Source organism: Corynebacterium yonathiae, assembly GCF_027570195.1.
GTDB lineage: Bacteria > Actinomycetota > Actinomycetes > Mycobacteriales > Mycobacteriaceae > Corynebacterium > Corynebacterium yonathiae.
This window is the reverse complement of the sequence record NZ_JAKMUZ010000024.1, coordinates 14,019-35,144: the sequence shown is the minus strand read 5'-3', so window position 1 is coordinate 35,144 and position 21,126 is coordinate 14,019. Positions and strand designations below refer to the sequence as shown.

Sequence of the window (21,126 nt, the reverse complement as noted above, 5' to 3'; positions counted from 1 at the left end):
GATGCCCTGCCCAGTGCAGTGGAACTTTCACCCGCTGCACGTGCGCCCATACCCAGTGCAGTGGAACTGTCGCCCCCCGACTGCGCGTACATGCCCACCACAGTGGAGTAGTCGCCCCCCGACTGCGCGTACATGCCTAACGCAGTGGAGTAGGAACCTACCGCCTCAGGAGGGTTGCCAGAGCCGTTCACAGCCACGGGTTTGCCTGTCACGTCATTCCAGGTGGACGCGCCCGGGTCACCCTTGGGGCCTGGGTCGCCTTTGGGGCCTTGGTCGCCTTTAGGGCCGGTGAGTGAGGGGCTGGTCTTTCCGTTGACGGTGAGCTTGTCACCATCCCAACTTGTACTATCGGCGATGCTTTCGGCACGGTCAGCGTCTTGCTTAGCGCTAGTAGCGCTACCCTTCGCTTCTGACGCAGACTGAGCAGCAGCACTAGCGTACTTTTGCGTACGGTCCTCCGCTTCGGACACCCATATCGAGGACTTATTAGCCGAAGACGCGGACGAAATAGCATTCTGCTCAGACTTCTTAGCCTCGCCCGCCGCTTTCTCGGCACGGGTAGCACCATCCTGAGCTTTGCGGACATTCTCCGTAGAGGAATCCACCAGATGGATTGCCTGGGCGGCGAGTTTCTCAATCTCGCGCTTCGTGGCATCATCCGCAATTTCCGCAGCATTAACCACCTGCCGCAAAGTCTGCGAGTCCGACTCCCCCACCACGATAGGCACCGTGTCCACAGCACGGCCCTGGCTAATGAGGGCAAGCACAGCCGGCCCGGGCACAGCCGTAAACTCCACCTGCCCATCAATCACCGGGAAGTGGTCATTCCCCGTCGTGACCAAACCCTCCGCATGAGTACGCACCTTTGGGGCACGCACCCACACCTCACTAACTTGCGCCGCCCTCGACGACACAAACAACAAATTACCCTTAATAGTTGGCATTAGACCTCCTCAATCCACGTACCAGTAAGCTCCACCTGCTCCACTCGACGCCCACCAGCAAGCGTCGCCGTCGAATAAACATCCACCGTAATATCCTCACCCGGCTCCACCGTCGCATTAGACACCGTCACAGACATCCATCGACGGCCATTCTCCAAAAAGCTCCACGGCCCCAAATGCTCCATCATCCGTTCTTGCAACACCCTGCCACCAGCACGAATACGGATACCGTAAGTATCGTCATACGTAGCTGCTGACCACGTAACCTTCAACCGCAGCGCCACCTGCTCCGCAGTCTTAGCAGGAGCATTCACAGTCAAAACATTCGACCACGTGCTACGCGATATAGACCACGGGCCACTAAACCGATCCACCGTAACCTGCTTCTTCTGGGCCTCAGCCCACCGCAAAAAGATATAAGGCGTGCTCAGCGGAGGATTAAACGACAGCACATCACTATCAATCACGCGAATGTCCTCGAAATCCACCGTGACACTCTCGCCCTCACCAAAAGTGCCCTTGTACCACTTCGCGTGCAGCATCGACCCCTTGACAGCATCCTCAACAGAAAACCGCCAGCTGCCATTAGCTTCACGAGTAACCTTCACATTCGGGTCAGACGTACCACCAGGAGTGGCCATAAGCTCCCGCATACGCCCCTGAGACTCCAGAGCCTGCTGCTTCTGCACCTCCTGCATCTGCTCAATCTGCTCCGACTGCTGAGCATCAAGCTCGGCGGTCAGGCGTTGAAACTCCTCATTCTTCGCATTGACCTCCTGCTGCACCTCCCACAGGCGCGTGTTAAGCGCAATATACGCGGGAATGAGACCAGGCTGTGGGGAAGCCTGAGTCTTTTGAAGCTGCTCATTCAGCCCCGCCAAAGAGGCCAACAAATCCTCCTGGCCTTCCCCCTCACCAGTCAACACTCCACGCACAGACTCCACGTCGGCTTTACGATTATTGGTCTCGGTGCGGATTTTGCCGTCTAATCCAGCCAGTTCACGCCGGTCGCTGACCACTGCGTTATAAATATCAGTGTTCTCCGCCAGACGGGCTTCAGAATCAGAAAGCAGCTGCCCGCCAACGTGAACTGACCAGTCATTATCCGAATGGTCCGTTCGTTTCGGCTCAATCCGCGTCACCGCCAGCGGCACCACGCGCCCCCAGATTTCAACGTTGGCAATATCCCCAACTTGAAAATCCACCATCGGCACCCACGGGCCAAGACCAGCCCTTGTAATATCCGACTCTAGGAAGAAATCCCCAGACACACGCTTCGCAGCTTCATCTAGCACCCGCTCCACATCCGACGCGGGGACCATGTCCTCCCCCTGGGCGGTGATATTCACGTCCGCCCTGACGAACCTGCGGAACATGCCACCCACGCGCCGTTTACTACCAAGGCTGGACACGTAGGCCAGCTCATTACCCGCCGCGCTAACCTCATACACATCCTCGAGGTCGACACCCTCGGGTAGGGCCAAACTGTATTTACCGAACGCGGTAGAGGCCAAGGACCGTAGGACAGTAACCTGTGCTGAGTCAGCAATAAGATAAGGCGTTGGCAATTTGCTCGACCTCCTTTCTTTTTAGTGAGTCGATTCATGTTTTTATGGTGTATACTGGGGAAATAAGAACGGCCCGTACAGGTGCTACCAACACCGGCACGGGCCTAACCACAACACACGAATGGAGCGTGATGTTATGGCTGCCAATCAGCCTACACTGTTTGATACTGAAGTCTGGAGGCCCGTCGTCGGGTACGAGGGCGCGTACGAAGTCAGCGACCTTGGACGAGTTCGAGGGGTCGATAGATTGTTGAGTGATGGCAGGAAATGGAAGGGAAAATTATTAAAATCGAGTGACAATGGGTTTGGGTATCTCCAAGTGCTTCTTGCTTCCGGCGGAGTCCAGCGTGCGAAGTATGTTCACCGTCTAGTGGCGGATGCTTTTTTGGGGGCTTGCCCCGAGGGGATGCAGGTTGATCATGCCGACAACGACCGAAAGAACAACCGGCTCAATAACCTGAGGTATATGACTGCCTGGGAAAACACCGTTCGTCAACTCGATTTCGGGAATTCATCAGCCGACAGGGTCGCGAATGGAACTCATCATGAAACAAGGAAGAAGATTTGCCCGCTAGGGCACAAACTGGAGCTTCCGAATCTTGTTCCTTCAAGCCTTAAACATGGGTTTCGAAGCTGTCTGGCATGTAGCCGGGGGCGGGCGAGAGTCCGGCACTCCCCGCACTTAAAACCTGACCTGCAGGCCGTCACAGATTCCTACTATCAGACGATCATGTCCTCATCTATTTCCCCTCAATCTGCTTAACAGTGAGGACAACGACCGCATGCGGAAACTCCCGATATCCCAGAGTTCGGGATGATTCCCCCTCACTCGGCGTGATATCCACATCTCGCGGGCTCATACTCGACGTGGCCTGCGACCAGCACCGAACCGGCTCATCACCAGGCCACCAAATATAAGCCCCCAGAATCACGCCAGCATTCTCTGCTTGCTTAGACACTGTCTCCCACAAGAAACCATCACGAGCCTCTAGGCTGATTTCCTCTGACGTATCTTTTTCCGGTACTTCCACCACGTGGTAGGGGTCGTCGACCCACTTCACGCCATCAGGGTCCGCCTGAGACCTCATCACAGCGTCTAGGGACTCCTGCGCCAAGCGGCGAATCACAAATGCAGCCCGCCCGTGCTTCCATACAAACATCGCGTTCGTTGCCAATTCCACGCGGGCCATCAGCCGCTTGCGCTGATACTCAATCCCCGACTCGTCCGACCCCACCTCGTATGGTTCTGCTTTCCACCACGCGGCAGGCCACGACACAGCCGGAATTGTGTGCCACACGTCCATACAATTCAGGGCGTTGATTGTAATCTCCGACGGGACACCATCATTGTCCTCATCGTCCGCAGTAGCATGCACGATTGCCCCACCACGACGCACCACGCGACCACCAGGGCCAGGGAATGCCGCTAGGAGCATGTAGTCGCCCTCGGCGGTAGGCAACTGGCCGGACGGGTCGAACTTGTCTAGTGCGTCCATCACCAGAAGTTCTGCTGCGCGGCTCACCGACCCATCAGGTTCACGGGCGGGGAACTTCACTTGCAGGTCTGCCGACTCCATCCACTGTTCAGGCGTATCCGGCTCTGATGGCATCGGAAGCGTAAACAGCGGGTTTCCGTCGCTGTCACCAATTCCGTACCAGCGGCCTTGGGTCTTAACGGTGTAGTCAACGGTCTTTTTCCACGATGCCCAATCGGCCACGCTCACACCTCACAAAATTCAGTTAGTCATAAAAAAGGGGAGGCGGGACCACACCTCCGAATGCTTAAAGTCCCCTTTTTAGCTCCACGGGTCAGCAACGCCGAGTGTCCACTCGAGCTGCGCACCCGCCGGCAACACCCACACCCCAGTGTCGCCCGGCGGCACATTCTCAGGGAATGCACCGTCTAGGCGAAGCACACGAGGGTTCAGGTCGATGATGGTTTCCTCCGCGGCGCGTGGAAGGGTGAACTTCGCCCCAGAAGGGTTGGTTACCACTCCCCCAGCGCCCTGGTAGCGGATTTTGGGCCATACATTAACATCACCGTGATTCGTCACTGTGACTTTTTCTGTCCCGGTCATCACTGATGATTTAGCCACACCATCAGCACATAACACCGGCACAGACAAAGTCGCCGCCGAACGCCTCCGCATATCAACCGACACACCCGGCAACACACCATCCACCACTAACTCAAATGTCAACGGGGACAGTGGGTTATCCGACTCGATGCTAATCACGCACGGGTTAGACCACGTTGCTGCAGCCCACCCCTGACGGAACCTACGGTGCGTGTCCTCCAGGTCCTCACCTTCACGGGCTTTCAGGTAGAACTCCAGCACGGTAGAAATAGGCCCGAAACGCCGCGCCCCCGGCAGCACACCAGCACCACCGGGGACCTGCAAATCAGACCGGGTTACTTCCGGCTTAAGCGTCTCCAACATCCCATACGGGGCAAGAACCTCCGACTCCTGGTCAGTGCCAGACAAGCGCCACTCATCACCCAGAGCGGTAATCAACACCACATTCAGCAATTAGACCCGCTCCTTCCTGCGAGAAACAGCAACATCACTAGCAGACCGGACAATCTTGTACGAACCATTAGTTCCGGCAGTAACCTCCGCCAACAACTCATCAATCTGGTCCGCCGTGTACATCTTCTCCCCATCAAGGTGAATAGTTGTCTCACGACGAAGCTGGTCCCGAACACCCGCATTCGCGTACTTCGAGTCCAGCTTCCAATCCACACCAGCAGCCTCAGCCGCGTCACGATTTGCCTTAGCCGCAGCCAAATACTCACCGCGTAGCTCCTCGTTACCATCAGCCCACGCCTCAGAGGACTGCTCCAACGATTTAATCGTGTAGTCCAGCCCCTTAAGCGTGTGCTCCAGCGGTGTGGTCTTTTCGTACAGGTCAACCTCAGCCGTGAAGTCCTCAACCTTGCGGGCTAAATCGTCCCGCTGGTCTCGGGCATCATAAATCGGCTTCAGCGCATCATTGACTCGTAGTGCCATTTCAGCTTGCGCCAACTCCGGCATGCGGGAGCGAAGCACGTCCATAGGGTCGCTGCCGCGATAGGCGGCACGCCCCATTAGTTTGAGTGTGCGGTCCAGGTTGCCCTGGTCGATGTTTGCTCCGGTTGCTCCGGCTACCGCAAAAAGCGCCTGCTGCAAAGCATCATAGTGAGCCTTCTGGCCACGATACTCATTAGCGCGAGACCCCTGCGCACCCATGGCGGCACCCCAGCGTCCTAGAGTGTTTTGGTCCATGGCCTGTTTAACCTCAGCCATTTCAGCCATGAGCTTCGCAATCTCAGCGGTGCCAGTAGCATCCTCTAACTCGATGCCCGCAACCTGGGCGGACATGCGAATCAGACGCTCCTGCGCCTTCAGTAGGTCTTGCTGGTTACGCATGTTCTGGCGTTGCGCCTCAGCCAGAGCGGCCTCTGCCTTAATCTGGTCAAGACGGGCAGAAACCTCACCCTTCAGGGCTTCAGCACGCGCCTTCTCATACGTAAACAGCGCAGAAATAGCCGCATCCGACCACTCCTCCAACACGCCCTGAGCCTCCAAGGCCTGATAGGCCATGTAGGAATCCCAGTCCTCATGCAGGCCCATCATCTTCAACTGGGCGGCAACCGCGCCGCGTCGGATTTCTTCATCCAACGCCATGCGGGCCTCGGCCACCTTCAACGCGCCCTCTGCTTCCGCAATGTAGCGGTCATGCTGCGCCAGCATCAGGTTGTACTCTGCTTCACGCTGCTCATTCGCACCACGAATCAGAGCCTGCTGCAACGAGGTAACCCTGCCCTGCAGGTCCACCACCAGCTTCGCGTAATCCGCGCCGATAGCCCAGCCATCAGCAAGAGTCTTCAGCGCATCCAGTCGAGCCTTACGAACCTTGGCGATAAATTCCTTAATTTTGCCAATCAGCTCCTTGACCTTAGCGATTACCTTCTTAATCGCCCCAACAATCGCCTTGACGATAGAAATAGCAATCTTCACCATGTCCAGAGCCATACCCAGAGTGATACCAGCAGGACCAATAAGCGCAGCCACAGCAGATAGTCCGCCAGTAAACTGCGCCAAACCGGCACCCACCGCAGCGGCAGGAACACCAAGACTAACCAGCTGGTCCGCAAACTTTTCAGCCATAGGAATAAAACCAGTGACCTGCTCTTGCGACACCAGAACAATATTGTCCAGGTCCATAGCCTGCTGTTTCCTCGCAGCGGCTAACTCCTGCTCCGCCTTAGCCACCTCTTCATTAGCCTTAGCTGCCTCTTCAGCGTTCTTCTTTCTATCCTCCTCCGAACTGTTTTGGAGTTTTTGCTGCGCCTCTCCAGCAGACTGACGTGCCTTCTGAAGAGCGTCCTCCTTCGCAGCAACATTTTCCATGTTCTTTGCGGCGCGGGCACGAGAATCCCACAGGGCATCCTCACCATCAAGAACGGACTTAACAACGTCAGCCCCCGGCAGGTCGATACCTAAATCAAGAACACGACGCACACCCTGGCGGGCGTTAATGCCCTCGATACTGTTGTAATCACCGGCCTTAAGCATCCAGTCCTGCATATCGCCGACAGTCTTGGATACCCAGGCTTCCGTGTCATCGACAGCCTTGGCAATCGCCTTAGTCTGCCCCTCAATCGCAGGGACCAAGTCGCCCAAGGAGCGAATCATATCCGACATTCTCGACCACTGCGATGCGGTAAACACCGGCTCCGGCCTGCCCGACAGGTTCTGAGCAAGCCCACCATGCGGCAACCAACCACCCTGGTCATACAGACCGAGCTTCTCACCAGCCCACTCAGTAGCAGACTTGCCAGCAGACTTAACAATGTCGCCAACCTCGGACGCTGCCTCATAGACAGTACTTAGACCGTCCCCGAGCGCATCCACACCAGCCTTAACCCCCTTAGGTAAGACTTCCTTACCGGCGCGGTACACGCCGCGAGGAATTTCCTTCCACGCGGGCGGGCCAGACGGCAACATCGACTCAATCGGATTAAGGATGTGATTTATCGCGCCCTTAGCCTTATCGAGGATGAAATTCATCATCTGCTCCGGCGACGGTCCACCACTGCCCTTACCGACGACAAACGCGCCGCCAGGGCCAATCGGTAGGTGATAATGCGTAGTGAAGTACGAATCGTTAGCTCCGACAGCACCAGTGCCGTACTTCACCAGGGATGGTGAACCACCGGACTCGACGTTAACCGCGCCAATACGCGACGTCGCACCAAGGGTACCGGCAGTGTGACCGCCTGCAGCACCTCCGTTCGTCACACCAATAGAAAATGTGTGCGCCTTAAGACCCGCGACAAAACCCTGCGGGCCAGACGGGTGCTGCTGGTTGCCACCACCGTTAAACGCCATGGTAGCCCACTGACGAGCACCAGTACCGCCGCCAATCACATCCGCAATACCGGACATGAAACCGGAGCAGTCAGTACCGCCAGCACCGTCAGCAGACCCGCCCAGAACATACGGTCGTCCACTACGGGACTTCGCCCACTTGTGAGCACGCTCCAACTGAAGCTCCCACATCGGGCGAACCTCGCCACCATCCTTAAACGCCGGGAACAACGACGGCGCCGCACCAAGAAGATCACCCTTCTTGTTATCCACATGCTTAGGCAATAAGGTCAAGTCATTACCGTCGAAGCTAAAGGCCTGCCCATTTTGGATAGCATCACGCATAGCGTAAACAGCCTGCTGGCCACCAGCCTTAAGCACATCCTTAGCCGTCCATACGTGCTCGCCATTTGACAGCCACGCAGGAATATCATCCGACGTCCCAGAACCCGGTCCACGGATAGCACCACCAGTGGCATAACCACCGATGGGACTCAACCTCTTAGCCGTCTTCGGATTCAACGGCAAGAACGAACCGATGGTATCCCACGCCTTAGCGATACCATCGTTGTACACGGTATTGATCATGAAGTTGATCGGAGCAGCAAGCGCCGACTTCAACCCATTCCACACCGTCTTAATACCATCAACAACCGTGCCGAAGAATCCCTTCAGGCGGTCAAGTGCACCACGGAACGGCGTAAACACATTGTCATTAATCCACTGATACGTGGCGTGCAGACGGTCGGACATCCAATTCCACTTGTCAGCAATCCAACCAGCAACAGACAGGACAGCTTCCCAAATTCGGTGGAATCCGCGAATCTGACGCTGAATGACGTTCTCATTCAACCAATTCCAGATGTTCAGCAGAATGCCATAAAGCCAGTTCCACTTATCAGAAATCCAGCCCGCGACCGCGGATACCGTATTCCAAATCAGGTGGAATCCATTAATCATAAGTTGAATTACGTTGTCACGAATCCATCCCCATACCGTGGAGAGAATCGACGACAACCAGTTCCACTTATCCGCAATCCAGCCGAGGACCGACTGAATGATTGGCCACAGGGTGTTCTGGAAGAAGTCCACCATGGGGTTTAGGACGTTATCTCGAATCCAGCCCCATACTGCGGAGAACTTATCCGACAGCCACTGCCAAGCGTCACCAATCCACTGGAATACGCTCTGCAGCGCAGGCCACAACGTGTTCATGGCGAAGTCCGCTAGCGCCTGCCACACCGGCTGAATGACGTTCTCCCACGCCCACTGGATAGCAGAGGATAGAAGATTCCAGGCGATAAGCAGCGGGGCCAAGATGATGGTGGCGATAACACCAATCGTGATTTTCGCCAGCTCCAAAATACCGTTAAACACCGGCTGGATAACGTTCTCCCACGCCCAGGACAAACCATCCCACAAGGCAGTGAAAGCATCACCAACGAAGCCCAGAATGGATTCAACAACAGGCCATACGTTCTCCTGCAGGAAGGTCAAGAACGTGCCAATCCACTCCGACACAGTAGTGAATGCCGCAGCCGCCTTTTCACCCAGCCACGTGAACGCTCCAGCAACCTTTTCGACTATGGTCTGTGCAATTTCCTGAATTGTCTCGATAACCGGCGCCATCGTTTCACGCGCCTCACGAAACTTTTCAACCGCACTATCCCACAGGTTTTTCGCCCAATCGAAGAAGCCAGACATCTTTTCCTTGACGGAATCCCATCCAGACTTCAAAATATCCATGAACTGTGACCACAGTTCCTTGCCGGTCTCTGTTTGGGTAAAGAACCAGGTCAAACCAGCTGCCAGCGCAGTAACAGCCGTGATGATAAGCCCAATCGGGTTAGCCTTCATCACTGTATTCAAGACCTTCTGCGCTGCGGCAGCGCCCTTAGTGGCCGCCTCCCACAGCTTCGTGGCCTTCACACCAGACATAAGCCACTTGACGAACCCGCCGGCAGCCATAATCTTCTGGTATTTCATCCAGGCCTTATAAGACCCGACAAGAACGCCAACCGACACAGCCAGTGAACTAATCCAGTCCTTATTCTTCAAAATCCATTCAGCTGCGTCTTTGAGCCACCCCACTACAGACTTCAGGACATCTCGAGTGACCTCCAGGGCTGGCTTAATCGTCTCCATGACATTCTTCGCAGCTTCAACACCGTCTTGGATAGCCGGCACCATGTAGGTTTTGAAAAGGTCGATGCCTGCATACGTCCAGTCGGTCATCTTCTCCGCTGCTGCGCCAATTAGCGGATTAAGCTCCTCTAGCACAGACTTCGCCGCATTGTTGAAAGCGGCCTTCATATTTGTCAGGCGACCGGACGTAGTTTCCGCCATCTTGCCCATAACGCCGGACATGGAAGCCACGTCACCGGCGATACCTTCCGAGCCTTCACGGATACCCTTGGTGAGCGCGTCGATTCCTTCCTCTGCGGAGACCTGACCGCTGGAAATCATCTTCTGCATCTCTTCGGTCGTAACACCGAACTCGTTCGCCAGAATCGTCAAGCCCTGGACACCACCCTGTGACAGGGAGTTAATCGTGTCCATGGAAATCTTGCCTGATGCGGCAGCCTTACCGAACGCATCGGCCATAGAGTTCAGCGCCTCTTCGCCCTTACCAGACGCAGACGCAGCTTCACCCAAAGCGGTGACAATCCCAGCAGTCTTATCTGCTTCCACGCCGAAAGCAATGAGATTTTTACCAGCACCGGCCCATGCATCAAACGAATATGGAGTGTTCTGGTTAGACTCTTCCAGCTCCCCCATAACTTTTGTGGCTTCCTCAGCAGACCCCATCAGAATGCCCAGAGAGGCGGTCGTGTCCTCAATAGAGGTGACCTTGTCAAAGCCCTCCTGCAGCGTTCCGGCCACACTGTTGATACCGGCAAGTCCAACGGCGATACCACCAAGCTTGCCCAGCGGCTTCAGCATGCCTGCGAAGCGTGCCCCCCATCCCTCAGCCTTATTGGAGGAATCCTCCATGGCAGCGTCCAGGTCGGAGAACTCGCCGCCCATCTTGGACAGCTCCTCCCGGGTCACGCCAAGTTGGTCAGCTAATTCGTCTTGCGCCTGGTCGTAACGCGACAGAGTGGACTGCAAGTCGTCAAGCTGGTCTTTATGTTTTTGCTCCGCTACGCGGGTATTAATCTCAGCCTGCTCTAGTTTCTCAGTCTCGCCGATAACACGAGCCTTAGCCTCCTTGACCTTAGCCAACTCAGCAACGCCCTTATCGCCCTTTTCCAGAGCCGCCTGGTACTTATCCTCAGCGTCCTGAAGTTTCAGGGTTGCAGCCTCGAGCTTTTCTTTCTGGGCTGCTTGCTTGGATGCAGACTTCTCATAAGCACGGTCCAGGTCCTGCAGCTTAGATGAGGAGGCTTTAACCTGACGCTCGAGGTTCTCAACCCCCGACCCCACGCCTTCAGACATGGCTTTGCCGGCGCGCTCACCGGAAGCCTTAGCTGGCTTCTCCAAGCGCTCAGAAAACTCCTTAGACATACCTTTGAAGGTTGGGATAACCGGGACTGATACGAAACCAGCAGCCATATTAAAAACCTCTCATCCCCCACCCTTTAGGTGGGATTCAATTCCTGCAACATGCGCAAAGACTCCGCCTGCGACGACTTAAACGAACGACTAGAACCATCCGACAACACGCGCCGCCTGTCCTGTCCCATACGCTCACGCTTCTCGGCAGCGATACGTGCCTGCTCCGCTTCCTTCTCCAAATCCTTGGGAGACTTCAAGAATGGGTGCTCAAAGCCCTTGTCCATCTGACTCGTCTGGAACAAAGACACAGCCAAAGCCGCCTTATCAGCAGGCTTAATATCCATGCGTTTAGCCCCAACACGAGACTCCGGGCGCTCCAACAAATCCTGATACAACGCCACAACCCGACGCGTAGACAGTGGCCCATCAGGGTCGAGCCAATCCCGCACATCAATGCCGATGCGCAACAAATCAACCTCAAGAAGGTCAATATCCTCCACCGCGTGAGCAGCCAAGGCGAGCTTAAAAATACTCAACCCACAAGCCTCAAGATAAGCCTTCAACTGCCCGGAAAGACCCCCAGACAGCATGGCCGCAGTCATGGACTTCACCCGCGATGATTCGTCATACAAGCGCCAAAGAATCCGCGGATTCTCCAGCAACTGCCCCAAATCCTCAAACCCGAGAAACATAGGGTCACGCCGCGCCCGATAACGCACCCCACCGCAGGTGAACTCCACCCAAGCACCCGGCTCATCCTCAAGAATCAGCCGGGCAGACATTACTTATCAGCCAGCTCCGTAGCACGCTGAACAACCGGCCCAATAACCTCATGCAGGTCCTTACGAGTAGCGCCAGTCCAATCCAGCAGCTTACGGGTCTTAGCGGTCAGCTGAGCCATCAGCATGCCCTCAATATTGCCCTCATGGGCCAAGGACGATACAGACGCCGGCAGCATATCGCGGTCAACAATGACCTCAATATCCACCTTCACACCATTAATCAGCTCAACCTCACGCTCGGTGTAAATACCGTCAACAATCTGGCCCTCACCACCAGCATTCTTGGTGGTCTCGTTCTTCACGACCTCAACCTGGTCAGTGTTCTTCTTCTGTGCCATGGTGATTCCTCCTATGGAATTAAAAAGACCCCGCACTCTACGGGGCCAAACAGGGCGGTGATTCCTAGACAAAAAGTCTTAGGTAGGGCCTTACGCGGAATCACCACGAAAAGACGCAAGGCCCATCAAAGAATTAACTACGCTTCAGCGCCAGCATCACCGGTGGTCTCACCGGATTCAGACGGAGCAGACGGCTCATCGCTACCGCGAACGCCTTCATTGCCGCCCGTAGCGGTCTCTCCAGTCTCCGGGTTCTCGTACTCATGCAGGGTCACGTCACCAGACTTATCGTCGGTAACAACCATGGCGGTCAGGCCATTGGAAGAAGCCTGCGGGTGGAATGCAGTGCCAGCCTCAATCTGGGCCTGAACGTCTGCAACATCCTGGAAGACCTTCTCTTCAACGCGGACCACAGAGCCATCCTCTCCGACGATGTAGAAACGCTCCTCGTAGTAGCGCTCATCGTCACCATTGTTGAACGTAATCTGAACCGGGCGGGCCTGCGGGTCCTTAGCGGTAACACGCTCGTTAACCACCAGGTCAGCCTTCTCACGGGACACCCAGATACGAACCAGGCCGGAGGTGAACTTGTGAACAAACGCCACATAGCCCTTAGCAACCTGGTCAGAGTGCTTGCCGTAAGTAGTGCCATCCTGAACCACAGCGCCCGGATTCTCGATGTAGCGCATAACCGGGGAGCCAGCGATACCATCCACCGCGGCGGTGATAGCGCCAGCGGTGTAGGAGGTGGAGGACTGGCCACCGGTCAGGTTGGTGGTATTGGAGGAAACCTCACGAGTGTGGCCATGCTGAGAATCAGTAGGCTCCAGGCCAAGGGATTCCCACTCGCCGACAAACGCGCCGGTCTTCTTATCAATAATCGGGTCATCAGAGAAGTTGACCAGTACCTCACGGTCCTCCAGGACTCGCAGGTCAAGGCCAACGCTACGATTCTGAGCCATTGTTATCCCCTTTCAAAGGACATAAAAATAACCACCCCGACCTTCGAGGTGGCAAAAGAAAATGTGCGGATTAATTTGTTCGCGCCGGCGACTGGAAGAAAAGCTTGCCGATACCGACCGACAAACTCATCGTCGACACAAACCCAGTTGGCTGATACGACGGCCCAGACCCAAAGAACTTCGAGTCAGACCGCGACACACCAAGACCAACACCAGTAATGCCCTGGGTCAAAGCCGTGTAAAGACTCCTCCCATAGCGACGCACCATCATATGGTCCGGCCCGTACACGCTGACCTTCACGAGGTCACGCGAGTGGGCGGAATCATCAACTTCTTGCACGTCACTACTGACCACGATGGCTAAACCATCCTGGTGACAGTTGTAACCATCCGGCAAGAAGTGAAGATGAACCATGTCATGGTCCGCTTCCGGGATAAGCCGCAGCACGTGCTTGTGTACCAGGGCGGGCGGGTCAGGAGTTACCCCAAAATCAGGAAGCATCCTTCACCGCCTTAGTGAGAAAACCGTCCTTAGCCTGCTTAGCAACAGCGCCAGGGTGACGCACCGTCACCACATGCGTAGGACGGTTCGTGCCACGGGTAGCGCGGGTGACCTTCACAACGTCACCACCCTCACGTAGGAAAGCGCGGTCGCGGGAGGAAAGGTCATTAACATCAGGCCAGCGAAGTTCAATGTACTTTTTAACCTGCTCCGCCTTTTTGCGGGACGCTTCCTGCACCTGTGGTTGCTTCGCCATCTGGGAGAAAAGCTCATGGTAGTTAAGCGACACCGTCACTCACCTCCCCACGCTCCACGATGAACACGACCTTCGGCTGGTGCCAGCTGACTACGGGCCGTCTGCCCACGCTGTAATCAAACGATTTACGCTGCTGCACCGTATAGTCCTCACCACGAATAGTGACCGTATCCCCATCGGCCACCACCGTCCCAGGCGGGGCTAGCACCTGCAGCTTCGAAATATCCCCATGGGTAAACCCGTCACCTTTAACGACCTGGTCACCCGCGGGGGATACTACACAATGCTCAATCACACGCCCCGGCGCGTACTGAGGCCGGCCACGATGGTCACGACCCACCATGCCGCCCTTAACCGTAATAGGCTCACCGGCTTGGTCTGGGCGAATCATGGTGACCACCTCTCCGGCCAACGCCGCGGTCGAGGAAACCTGCCACGGGCACCACGATGCCACAGGCCAAGAAGCTTCAGCAGCTCGTCTGTGAGTCGAACACCGCCCCAAGAGACGGAATCCACATCAGAGAACGTCACCGAATCCGACTGTGGACCCGTAGTGGACGAAATAGACCGCATGCCAGTATTAGTGCCCACCAAAGTCGCAGCAGACACCATCTCGAGCACCACGCGCCGCGCCGCAGCCTCCAACCACGGGACTGTTTCCAGCTCCGCGTGGAAGTCACGGCCAGCACGAAGAAACGCCACCTCAATCAGCTCCACTGAATCATCAATGAGAACCTCAAGGCGCTGTTTCTCCGCTTCGGTCAGCTCACGCGGTAGGCGGTCAGCCACATACTCTACGTCAATATCAAGCACGGCTAACCTCCCTAACTGCTACTGAGTAGCGGCGATAATATCTTTCTTCGACAAGCCCTTAGTCACAATGCCCTGCGCCTCCGCGTACTTCCGCCACTCATCAAGAGATGCGGCCTTAGCCGGGCGAGGAACATCACCCTTAGCGGGTTTGCCCACAGGCTTGTCCTCTACGGTGGGTTTTTCTACCGGTTTACGTGCAGCTGGCTTCTTTTCAGCCTTATCAGGCGCATGAGAAACAGCACCGCAGCTGTCCAACCACCGAGCCGTTTCATCATCCACCTCAACGACAGCGCCCGGAGAATACAACTTATCCTCCGGGCTCCAATGCTTCGCTAACGTGACCTTAACCATTAGGCGATACCGGTCAGCTTAACGACAGCCTTCGGATTATCCACCGCGATAGCGCGCTTACGCACCAGGTCAGAACGCCAGGACATGGTCGGGCCACCAAGCTCAGACTGACCACCCTCAGAGTACAGAGGAGTTGCGGTCAGCGGCATGGTGTCGGACTTGAAGCCCACACCCTGAGCCTCGAACACGTAGGCATTACCCGGCTCAATCAGGCGGGAGGTAGCCACACGCAGAGTTCCGAACAGCTCCGTGTCACGCAGTCCACCAAAGATGGAATCACCATTCTGGTTCAGGAAGATGGGGTTATCCAGAGCAGCGGCACCAATGTAGTACTTCTGCATCTGCTCGTTACGAATCAGCTTCGTGTAAGAAGCCGGGTGCAGCAGGATGGTGTTCGGCTCATAGTCGAACTGGCGGTTCAGGTCATCACCCTCATGGGCGGACTGGACCAGCTCCACAGCGTCGAAAACATCCTTGACAGGGTCGCCACCGGTCCACGGTGCGGAAGCCTGAAGCTCAGGAATCTTAGCGGACTCAAACACACCAAGTACCGCGTTAATACCGTGACGAATAACGGTCTTTTCCAGCGCCTGAATGTGGCGGTTAACCTGGTCAACCTTATTCTCGTTGCGCATCTCGTAGGAAATGCGGATAGCCTCACCAGACTTAATTCCGTAAGCAGCACGCAGCGGGCCAAGCTCCGGGGCGGAAACAGGAATCTCACCAAACTCGGCGATTTCCTCAGCATCATCAGCAAGATACTCAGCTGCGGCCTCACGGAAAGCCACAACACCCTTATTCGCCTCAGCCTGGCGGAAGAACAGGTCCTCCAGGAACTGGCCCTGCAGGCCATCAACAACACGCTGAGGGATGAAGGTCGGGTCCTCCATCATCTCGGACACGGTCAGCTTCGGGCCATCGTAGGCGCTAGTAATAAGCTCACTCATTCTTATTTCTCCTTTTCAGAAAAGTTGGGTTAGCCCGCAGATGCCGGAGCAATAACAGGGGTCACGAGGGTGGTACGCACGGTCTTACCGTCGCCATTGCGGGCGGCGACACCTACAAGCAGGGAGCCAGAGGTGGATACCTTGCCGTCAGCGGCGGCATACACCGCAGCGCCCTGCTTAATCTCAGCAGCGGCACCATCAACCTCGAGCGGCACGGTGGCAGGGCCGATATGCACGGCAACGATTCCCGGCGCGCCGAGCGCCAGGGTGTTTTCCGCCTGCTCATCCTTAGGGGCATTGGCATTCTCAGTGACGGCACCAAATACGGGGCCAGCAGCCGCAGCATGCTTAACGCCGTTCTCGCCTACCTGTACGAGGCGGAACTTAGTGACATCTTCTTCGGCCTTGTAGCTAATCGGGCCGGAACGGAAAGTAGGATTCGACATTACTTCTTCTCCTTAGTGAAAATTCTTACGGGTCAGGAAGCCAACCTTGTCGGCCTTCGCACGCACGGTCTTAGCCTCATCCGGCTCCGTGTCCTTGCCGTAGCCAATCTCCGCACGCGGGATAGTGCCAGCAGGGTTAGAACCGTAGATGTCACGAGCGGCCTCAGCGTCACGCTTCATCGCCGCAATGGCCTTAGTGCGGCGTGCGGCGGAGATGCGGCCTTCCTTAATCCAGCCATCCACCTCGGCTACGAGGCTTGCTTCCTTCTGCTGTTCCATGGCCTTCCAGCCGTGCTGTGCAGCGGCCTTCAGCTCAGCGTAGGTTTCAGCATCCAGGGTGATGGTGTCCTCCGCTGGTGCGGAAGTTTCCGGGGCGGTCTCCTGGGTGGTTTCTTCCTCAGTGTTAGCCGCGGCCTTCACCGTGACAGGAACGGTCAGCTCTACCGGCTCACCAGAACCACCGTTAACAGCAACAGTGAACTGAACCTCAGTATCAGGTTCAACATTGGCCGGCGCAGTCACCTTAAGGGCACCAGTGTCCTCGGCAATCTCACCAGTCCAACCCTCTGGGGTATTGGACAGTTCGAACGTGACACCAGCCGGGACGTCCTCGTTTGGAGCCACCTGCACTTCACCAGTTGGCACAACAGTAGTGCCTTCCGGGTAGGTCAGGTCAACAGTGGCGGTCACGGTGACCTCCTCATTAAAAAAGCCGGACAGCTTCTCACGAAGCACATCCGGATGCACGCCCAATTCTTGGGCGAGATTCTTGATGCTCATAGCATCTCCTTCCTGCCCATCACTGGGCATAGTTGTGTTGTCCCCCGATTCCGACCGGGTGACAGACAGCGGCGGAGCCGCAGCCCGGGTTTCAATATCAGGAACACCACGACCTCCCGCATGTTTAGCGAACCTAGACCGGCCCGACGCCATCACAGCGTGACGCTTCTCAGCCTTAGCTGACTTTTCAAACTCGGCGACAGCGTCCGCCAGCCCAGCCTCAACAGCCTGCTCAGCGGTAAAAGTAGTGTCCTTCTTCATAAGCTCACGCCAATACGCAGGCTCCTGCCCCGTCTTCTCGGCATAAATGGTGGCGAGGTTATCTGTAATCTGATTCAGGTCGGAGGCAAGCTGCGCCATCTCCTCCGAATTGCCCATGCCCTGTGACCACGCACCATGAATAAGCAGGCTCGAGTTAGGCGACATGATAAGACGGTCCGCGCCACCAACAGCGATGAACGACGCCGCGGATGCGGCCATACCGTCCACATACACCGTCACCACATCGGGGTAACGACGTAGCGCATTAAGAATCGAGATTCCTGCGTAAACATCGCCGCCAAACGAATCGACACGAACATTAATCGGGCCTTCGCACTCATTCAGCTGCGCCACAATGTCTTTAGCCTGAACCTCAAACCCAATATCGCCATAAATAAGAATCTCGTTCAACGGATTCACTCCTTAGGTTCTTCAACGGGTTTAACGTCGGTAGGTATCTCGTCCTGAGAACTCAGCGTGACACCCATCTGCTCTTCAAGCTGTTGACGCTGCTTCTTGGACTCCAGCGCGTCGGTCAATTTCTGCTTCGGCGGCAGCGTGTACCGGCGACGCAGGTCCTCCTCCAGGTCCTTATCGCCAAGAATCAACCCGGCATTCTTCAAACCAGCAAGGTCCGCGGCGCTGATTTCCTTCTTAGAGGCAATCGGGTCGAACGTCACCCGCGGCACCAGGCCAGTGTGTTCTGGGAATGCCACACGCACCAGGTCCTCCACCACGTGCTGGGTAGCAATATCTGCTAACCACTCCGCCGTGGTCTGTAGGGACTGAATAAACAGGTCAGACTGGGTCTCAGCCAAAGCGTAAGAGCCGCCCTTACCTTCAAGGTTTAGGAAGTGGGCCAACACGCTCTTAGCAATCATCGAATCGTGGTAATTAATCGCCTCACGCGGACTAACAAGCTGCCCAGACGTACCCAACAACTGCAACTTCGCACCGGTCGGAATCGACGCACCAGAATGCACACCAGAACGAAAACCCTCAACAATGGACTGACCATCCTCAAGGTCCTTATCCGGGTCAGCAGCCACATCCGAACCCGTATACACAGGCACACCCATACCATTACGGTCCAGGGTGTTTAACTCCAGCCGCAGCAAAGAATCCCTAAGCTTCCAATGCTTATAAGCCGGGCGCAGCACCGACTTACCAAGCCACTGCGACCCTTCATCATCAAAGACATAAGCCACAAGCCTGTCAACAGGAATAGTTCGCGCATCATCCACACGGGAACGGGAAGCCAGCGGGGTCTGCCGAATCGACGACAGGCCACCATCATCATCCACGTTGATTTGGTCAATCGTGCCCGGCCACCTAGGAGCCAGCTTCACCAAATGCTCACGCCCATCCAAGCCAGGCTCATACACCTGCTCAAAGAACATGTGCCCAAACTGCAAAGCCTTCAACGCCTGCTCCAGGTGCTTCTCCCACGACACACGGCCAGTACGAGGCGCAAACGGCTTATTAGGGTCCTCACCCTTAGCACGCAGCCGCAGGTCCTCACACACAGCGGCAACAATCTCATCCGGCGCACCATTCGGGTCCACAAACCACGTAGCACGACGAATCGGCAACGTCACCGCACGAAGCACCGACGTAACCTGCGCATCCTCACGCCCCATCTTCGCAAACACCTTAGCGGAATGAGGGAACCGAAGCTCCCAATTATCCTCCGCAAGCGCAAAGTTACGGGTGGCCCGCGCATGGCCAACCTCACGCACATTCAAACCAGACATGCCGGCCACCTCCTTAGAAACTCATCTCAGACACACGACGCTGCCTCTTCACAGCACGCGCCGCACTCACGTAATGACGGGTGCGCTTAACATCAACCTCGACATCACCAACACCAAATTCCTGCAACCCCCACACCGCAAGCGACGCGGCCACAAGAACAGTCACATCACCGGAATAACGGTCAAGACTGCGATAACGCCCATTCTTAGAACGCTCCTCAGCAACCCCCAACGCATCCAACCAACGCTGCGAACCATCATGCGCAATACGCTTCTCCGCCCACATGCGAAGAAACAACTCATACGCCTTCGAAACCTGCGAGCCGCTCAACGTCTCCGGGGCCACCCCAATCCCCCGCAAAGGCTCCACCAACGTAGAACACTGCCCAGAAGGGTCCAGCACCACCGCAGACGGGTCATTCAACTTCACCGTCGCACCAACCTTGTCCACAACCAGGGCACGGTCAAACTCCTCATACGGAGCCAAAGACAAATAAACCTTCTCCCCCCACTGCGCCGCAGACACCACACCAACAGACTCACCATCAGGTGTTACATCCACAGCAAGGCAAGACTCCCCCAACGCAGACGGCATCAACGCAGACGCAGACGACCACGCCTCAAAATCAATAACCGGAACAAAGTCATCAACCACATCACCATCACGAGGCACCCACTCGCCCTGCCCCAGTGTTTCCACCAAGAAAGGCTCCAACAGTGCCTCCGAGCCACGAGCCGACGCAGCCTCAGAACGAACCTCATCCAACTGCACACCAGGACGCGGCTCATTCACCAACGACGGATTAGCCTTAACCCACGTCGCCTCATCAAACGGGTCATCATCCTCCTCACGGCACCACTCCTTAAAAAGCATGCCGTCAGCACCATCCAACGCAGCCCAACGCTTCGCAGAGAAAATCGCACCATGAAAATGCTCACGAATATTCACCGGCGACGAAATAAACACCTTCTGCGCATTAGGCCGCGCCTTCGTCGTGTTATTCATCGCCGCATAAACCTCATTAGGGAGGTCAAAACACTCATCAAAAATCAACCAGTCAAACGACAAACCACGACCAGTTTTCTTAGTGCGCGTGCGGTAATAAATCTTCGCCTTATTCGGAAACTTAATAGCATCCTTGCCATTACCAAGCACCGGCTTCGGGAACTCGCCCGGATGCTCATCCTCCCACCACTCCATAAGAGCAGGGTTAGCTTCAATAACATCCCACAGGCGGTCACGCGCATCCATGGCAGTATCCAAGAAGTGCGCCGAGTGCATGATGCGCTCCGCACCACACAAGTAGATAGCCACCAGCTCCAGGGCTACAAGGTAAGTTCCCTTACCGTTCTGGCGAGCTAGTGCGGTAACCACTTCACGTGAGGACCACATGCCCTCATCAGTCTGCAGCAGCGTATCCCGCAGCAGGTCCTCCTGCCACGGGTACAAGTCAAGACCTGCCCAGCGGACAAACTCGCAGGCACGCTCCGCAAATTCAGCATCGCCAGTAGGAACATTCTGATGAGTAGGCGTCTGACACCCAATCAACCAATCAGGCTTACCCATCAG

At 56.0% G+C, this 21,126-nt stretch carries 18 protein-coding genes and 1 pseudogene; 1 reads left to right on the top strand and 18 read right to left on the bottom strand.

The features are described 5' to 3' along the window. Window positions 1–878 (bottom strand): annotated as a pseudogene (locus L8V22_RS10885) (hypothetical protein); the annotation flags it as partial. Between the two features lie 65 nt (window positions 879–943). Further along, on the bottom strand, window positions 944–2,512 hold the full coding sequence (locus L8V22_RS10880; RefSeq protein WP_269966543.1) for a hypothetical protein: 1,569 nt from the start codon (window positions 2,510–2,512) through the stop codon (window positions 944–946). 121 nt (window positions 2,513–2,633) lie between these two features. On the opposite strand from L8V22_RS10880, the gene L8V22_RS11715 reads away from it, so the two are divergent. Then, window positions 2,634–3,275 (top strand): NUMOD4 motif-containing HNH endonuclease, encoded by a 642-nt coding sequence (locus L8V22_RS11715; RefSeq protein WP_420840008.1) that lies wholly within the window; start codon window positions 2,634–2,636, stop codon window positions 3,273–3,275. Here L8V22_RS11715 and L8V22_RS10875 read toward each other — a convergent pair. The 16 genes from L8V22_RS10875 to L8V22_RS10800 form a co-directional block, all read right to left on the bottom strand. Continuing rightward, entirely contained in the window at window positions 3,253–4,230 is a 978-nt protein-coding gene (locus tag L8V22_RS10875) for a hypothetical protein (protein ID WP_269966542.1), read from the bottom strand. The two genes, L8V22_RS11715 and L8V22_RS10875, sit on opposite strands and share 23 nt — an antisense overlap. A gap of 78 nt (window positions 4,231–4,308) precedes the next feature. Then, entirely contained in the window at window positions 4,309–5,043 is a 735-nt protein-coding gene (locus L8V22_RS10870) for a phage tail family protein (protein ID WP_269966541.1), read from the bottom strand. Beyond that, entirely contained in the window at window positions 5,044–11,373 is a 6,330-nt protein-coding gene (locus tag L8V22_RS10865; RefSeq protein WP_269966540.1) for a tape measure protein, read from the bottom strand. Between the two features lie 74 nt (window positions 11,374–11,447). Then, window positions 11,448–12,146 (bottom strand): hypothetical protein, encoded by a 699-nt coding sequence (locus L8V22_RS10860; RefSeq protein WP_269966539.1) that lies wholly within the window; start codon window positions 12,144–12,146, stop codon window positions 11,448–11,450. Then, on the bottom strand, window positions 12,146–12,484 hold the full coding sequence (locus L8V22_RS10855) for a hypothetical protein (RefSeq protein WP_269966538.1): 339 nt from the start codon (window positions 12,482–12,484) through the stop codon (window positions 12,146–12,148). The genes L8V22_RS10860 and L8V22_RS10855 overlap by 1 nt, the downstream gene beginning before the upstream one ends. A gap of 137 nt (window positions 12,485–12,621) precedes the next feature. Continuing rightward, window positions 12,622–13,446 (bottom strand): hypothetical protein, encoded by an 825-nt coding sequence (locus tag L8V22_RS10850; protein ID WP_269966537.1) that lies wholly within the window; start codon window positions 13,444–13,446, stop codon window positions 12,622–12,624. Window positions 13,447–13,516: 70 nt separating this feature from the next. Then, window positions 13,517–13,948, bottom strand: a complete 432-nt coding sequence (locus L8V22_RS10845; protein WP_269966536.1) for a hypothetical protein — start codon at window positions 13,946–13,948, stop codon at window positions 13,517–13,519. After that, window positions 13,938–14,237, bottom strand: coding sequence for a hypothetical protein (locus L8V22_RS10840; protein ID WP_269966535.1), 300 nt, complete (start codon window positions 14,235–14,237; stop codon window positions 13,938–13,940). Before L8V22_RS10840 ends, L8V22_RS10845 begins: the two co-directional genes overlap by 11 nt. After that, a complete protein-coding gene (locus tag L8V22_RS10835; protein ID WP_269966534.1) occupies window positions 14,227–14,595 on the bottom strand; it encodes a hypothetical protein in 369 nt (122 codons plus the stop codon). Before L8V22_RS10835 ends, L8V22_RS10840 begins: the two co-directional genes overlap by 11 nt. Beyond that, window positions 14,592–15,017, bottom strand: coding sequence for a Gp19/Gp15/Gp42 family protein (locus tag L8V22_RS10830; protein WP_269966533.1), 426 nt, complete (start codon window positions 15,015–15,017; stop codon window positions 14,592–14,594). Before L8V22_RS10830 ends, L8V22_RS10835 begins: the two co-directional genes overlap by 4 nt. An 18-nt stretch (window positions 15,018–15,035) precedes the next feature. Beyond that, on the bottom strand, window positions 15,036–15,368 hold the full coding sequence (locus tag L8V22_RS10825; protein WP_269966532.1) for a hypothetical protein: 333 nt from the start codon (window positions 15,366–15,368) through the stop codon (window positions 15,036–15,038). Then, on the bottom strand, window positions 15,368–16,315 hold the full coding sequence (locus L8V22_RS10820; RefSeq protein WP_269966531.1) for a phage major capsid protein: 948 nt from the start codon (window positions 16,313–16,315) through the stop codon (window positions 15,368–15,370). Before L8V22_RS10820 ends, L8V22_RS10825 begins: the two co-directional genes overlap by 1 nt. 29 nt (window positions 16,316–16,344) lie before the next feature. Further along, the gene (locus L8V22_RS10815; protein ID WP_269966530.1) at window positions 16,345–16,761 is read right to left on the bottom strand and encodes a hypothetical protein; all 417 of its coding nucleotides are present in this window, start codon (window positions 16,759–16,761) and stop codon (window positions 16,345–16,347) included. A 12-nt stretch (window positions 16,762–16,773) separates the two neighbouring features. After that, window positions 16,774–18,222 carry a head maturation protease, ClpP-related gene (locus L8V22_RS10810; protein WP_269966529.1) on the bottom strand — a complete coding sequence of 483 codons (1,449 nt, stop codon included), beginning with the start codon at window positions 18,220–18,222 and terminating at the stop codon, window positions 16,774–16,776. After that, window positions 18,219–19,556 carry a phage portal protein family protein gene (locus L8V22_RS10805; protein WP_269966528.1) on the bottom strand — a complete coding sequence of 446 codons (1,338 nt, stop codon included), beginning with the start codon at window positions 19,554–19,556 and terminating at the stop codon, window positions 18,219–18,221. The genes L8V22_RS10810 and L8V22_RS10805 overlap by 4 nt, the downstream gene beginning before the upstream one ends. 13 nt (window positions 19,557–19,569) lie before the next feature. After that, on the bottom strand, window positions 19,570–21,123 hold the full coding sequence (locus tag L8V22_RS10800) for a hypothetical protein (protein WP_269966527.1): 1,554 nt from the start codon (window positions 21,121–21,123) through the stop codon (window positions 19,570–19,572). Between the last annotated feature and the right edge of the window lie 3 nt (window positions 21,124–21,126).

Bases quoted from the DNA above. Each gene is read 5' to 3' on its own strand.
- L8V22_RS10800 (WP_269966527.1), bottom strand. From the start codon at position 21,123: ATGGGTAAGCCTGATTGGTTGATTGGGTGTCAGACGCCTACTCATCAG.
- L8V22_RS10825 (WP_269966532.1), bottom strand. From the start codon at position 15,368: ATGGTTAAGGTCACGTTAGCGAAGCATTGGAGCCCGGAGGATAAGTTG.
- L8V22_RS11715 (WP_420840008.1), top strand. From the start codon at position 2,634: ATGGAGCGTGATGTTATGGCTGCCAATCAGCCTACACTGTTTGATACT.
- L8V22_RS10845 (WP_269966536.1), bottom strand. From the start codon at position 13,948: ATGCTTCCTGATTTTGGGGTAACTCCTGACCCGCCCGCCCTGGTACAC.
- L8V22_RS10855 (WP_269966538.1), bottom strand. From the start codon at position 12,484: ATGGCACAGAAGAAGAACACTGACCAGGTTGAGGTCGTGAAGAACGAG.
- L8V22_RS10860 (WP_269966539.1), bottom strand. From the start codon at position 12,146: ATGTCTGCCCGGCTGATTCTTGAGGATGAGCCGGGTGCTTGGGTGGAG.
- L8V22_RS10805 (WP_269966528.1), bottom strand. From the start codon at position 19,556: ATGTCTGGTTTGAATGTGCGTGAGGTTGGCCATGCGCGGGCCACCCGT.
- L8V22_RS10820 (WP_269966531.1), bottom strand. From the start codon at position 16,315: ATGAGTGAGCTTATTACTAGCGCCTACGATGGCCCGAAGCTGACCGTG.
- L8V22_RS10850 (WP_269966537.1), bottom strand. From the start codon at position 13,446: ATGGCTCAGAATCGTAGCGTTGGCCTTGACCTGCGAGTCCTGGAGGAC.
- L8V22_RS10865 (WP_269966540.1), bottom strand. From the start codon at position 11,373: ATGTCTAAGGAGTTTTCTGAGCGCTTGGAGAAGCCAGCTAAGGCTTCC.
- L8V22_RS10835 (WP_269966534.1), bottom strand. From the start codon at position 14,595: ATGATTCGCCCAGACCAAGCCGGTGAGCCTATTACGGTTAAGGGCGGC.
- L8V22_RS10815 (WP_269966530.1), bottom strand. From the start codon at position 16,761: ATGTCGAATCCTACTTTCCGTTCCGGCCCGATTAGCTACAAGGCCGAA.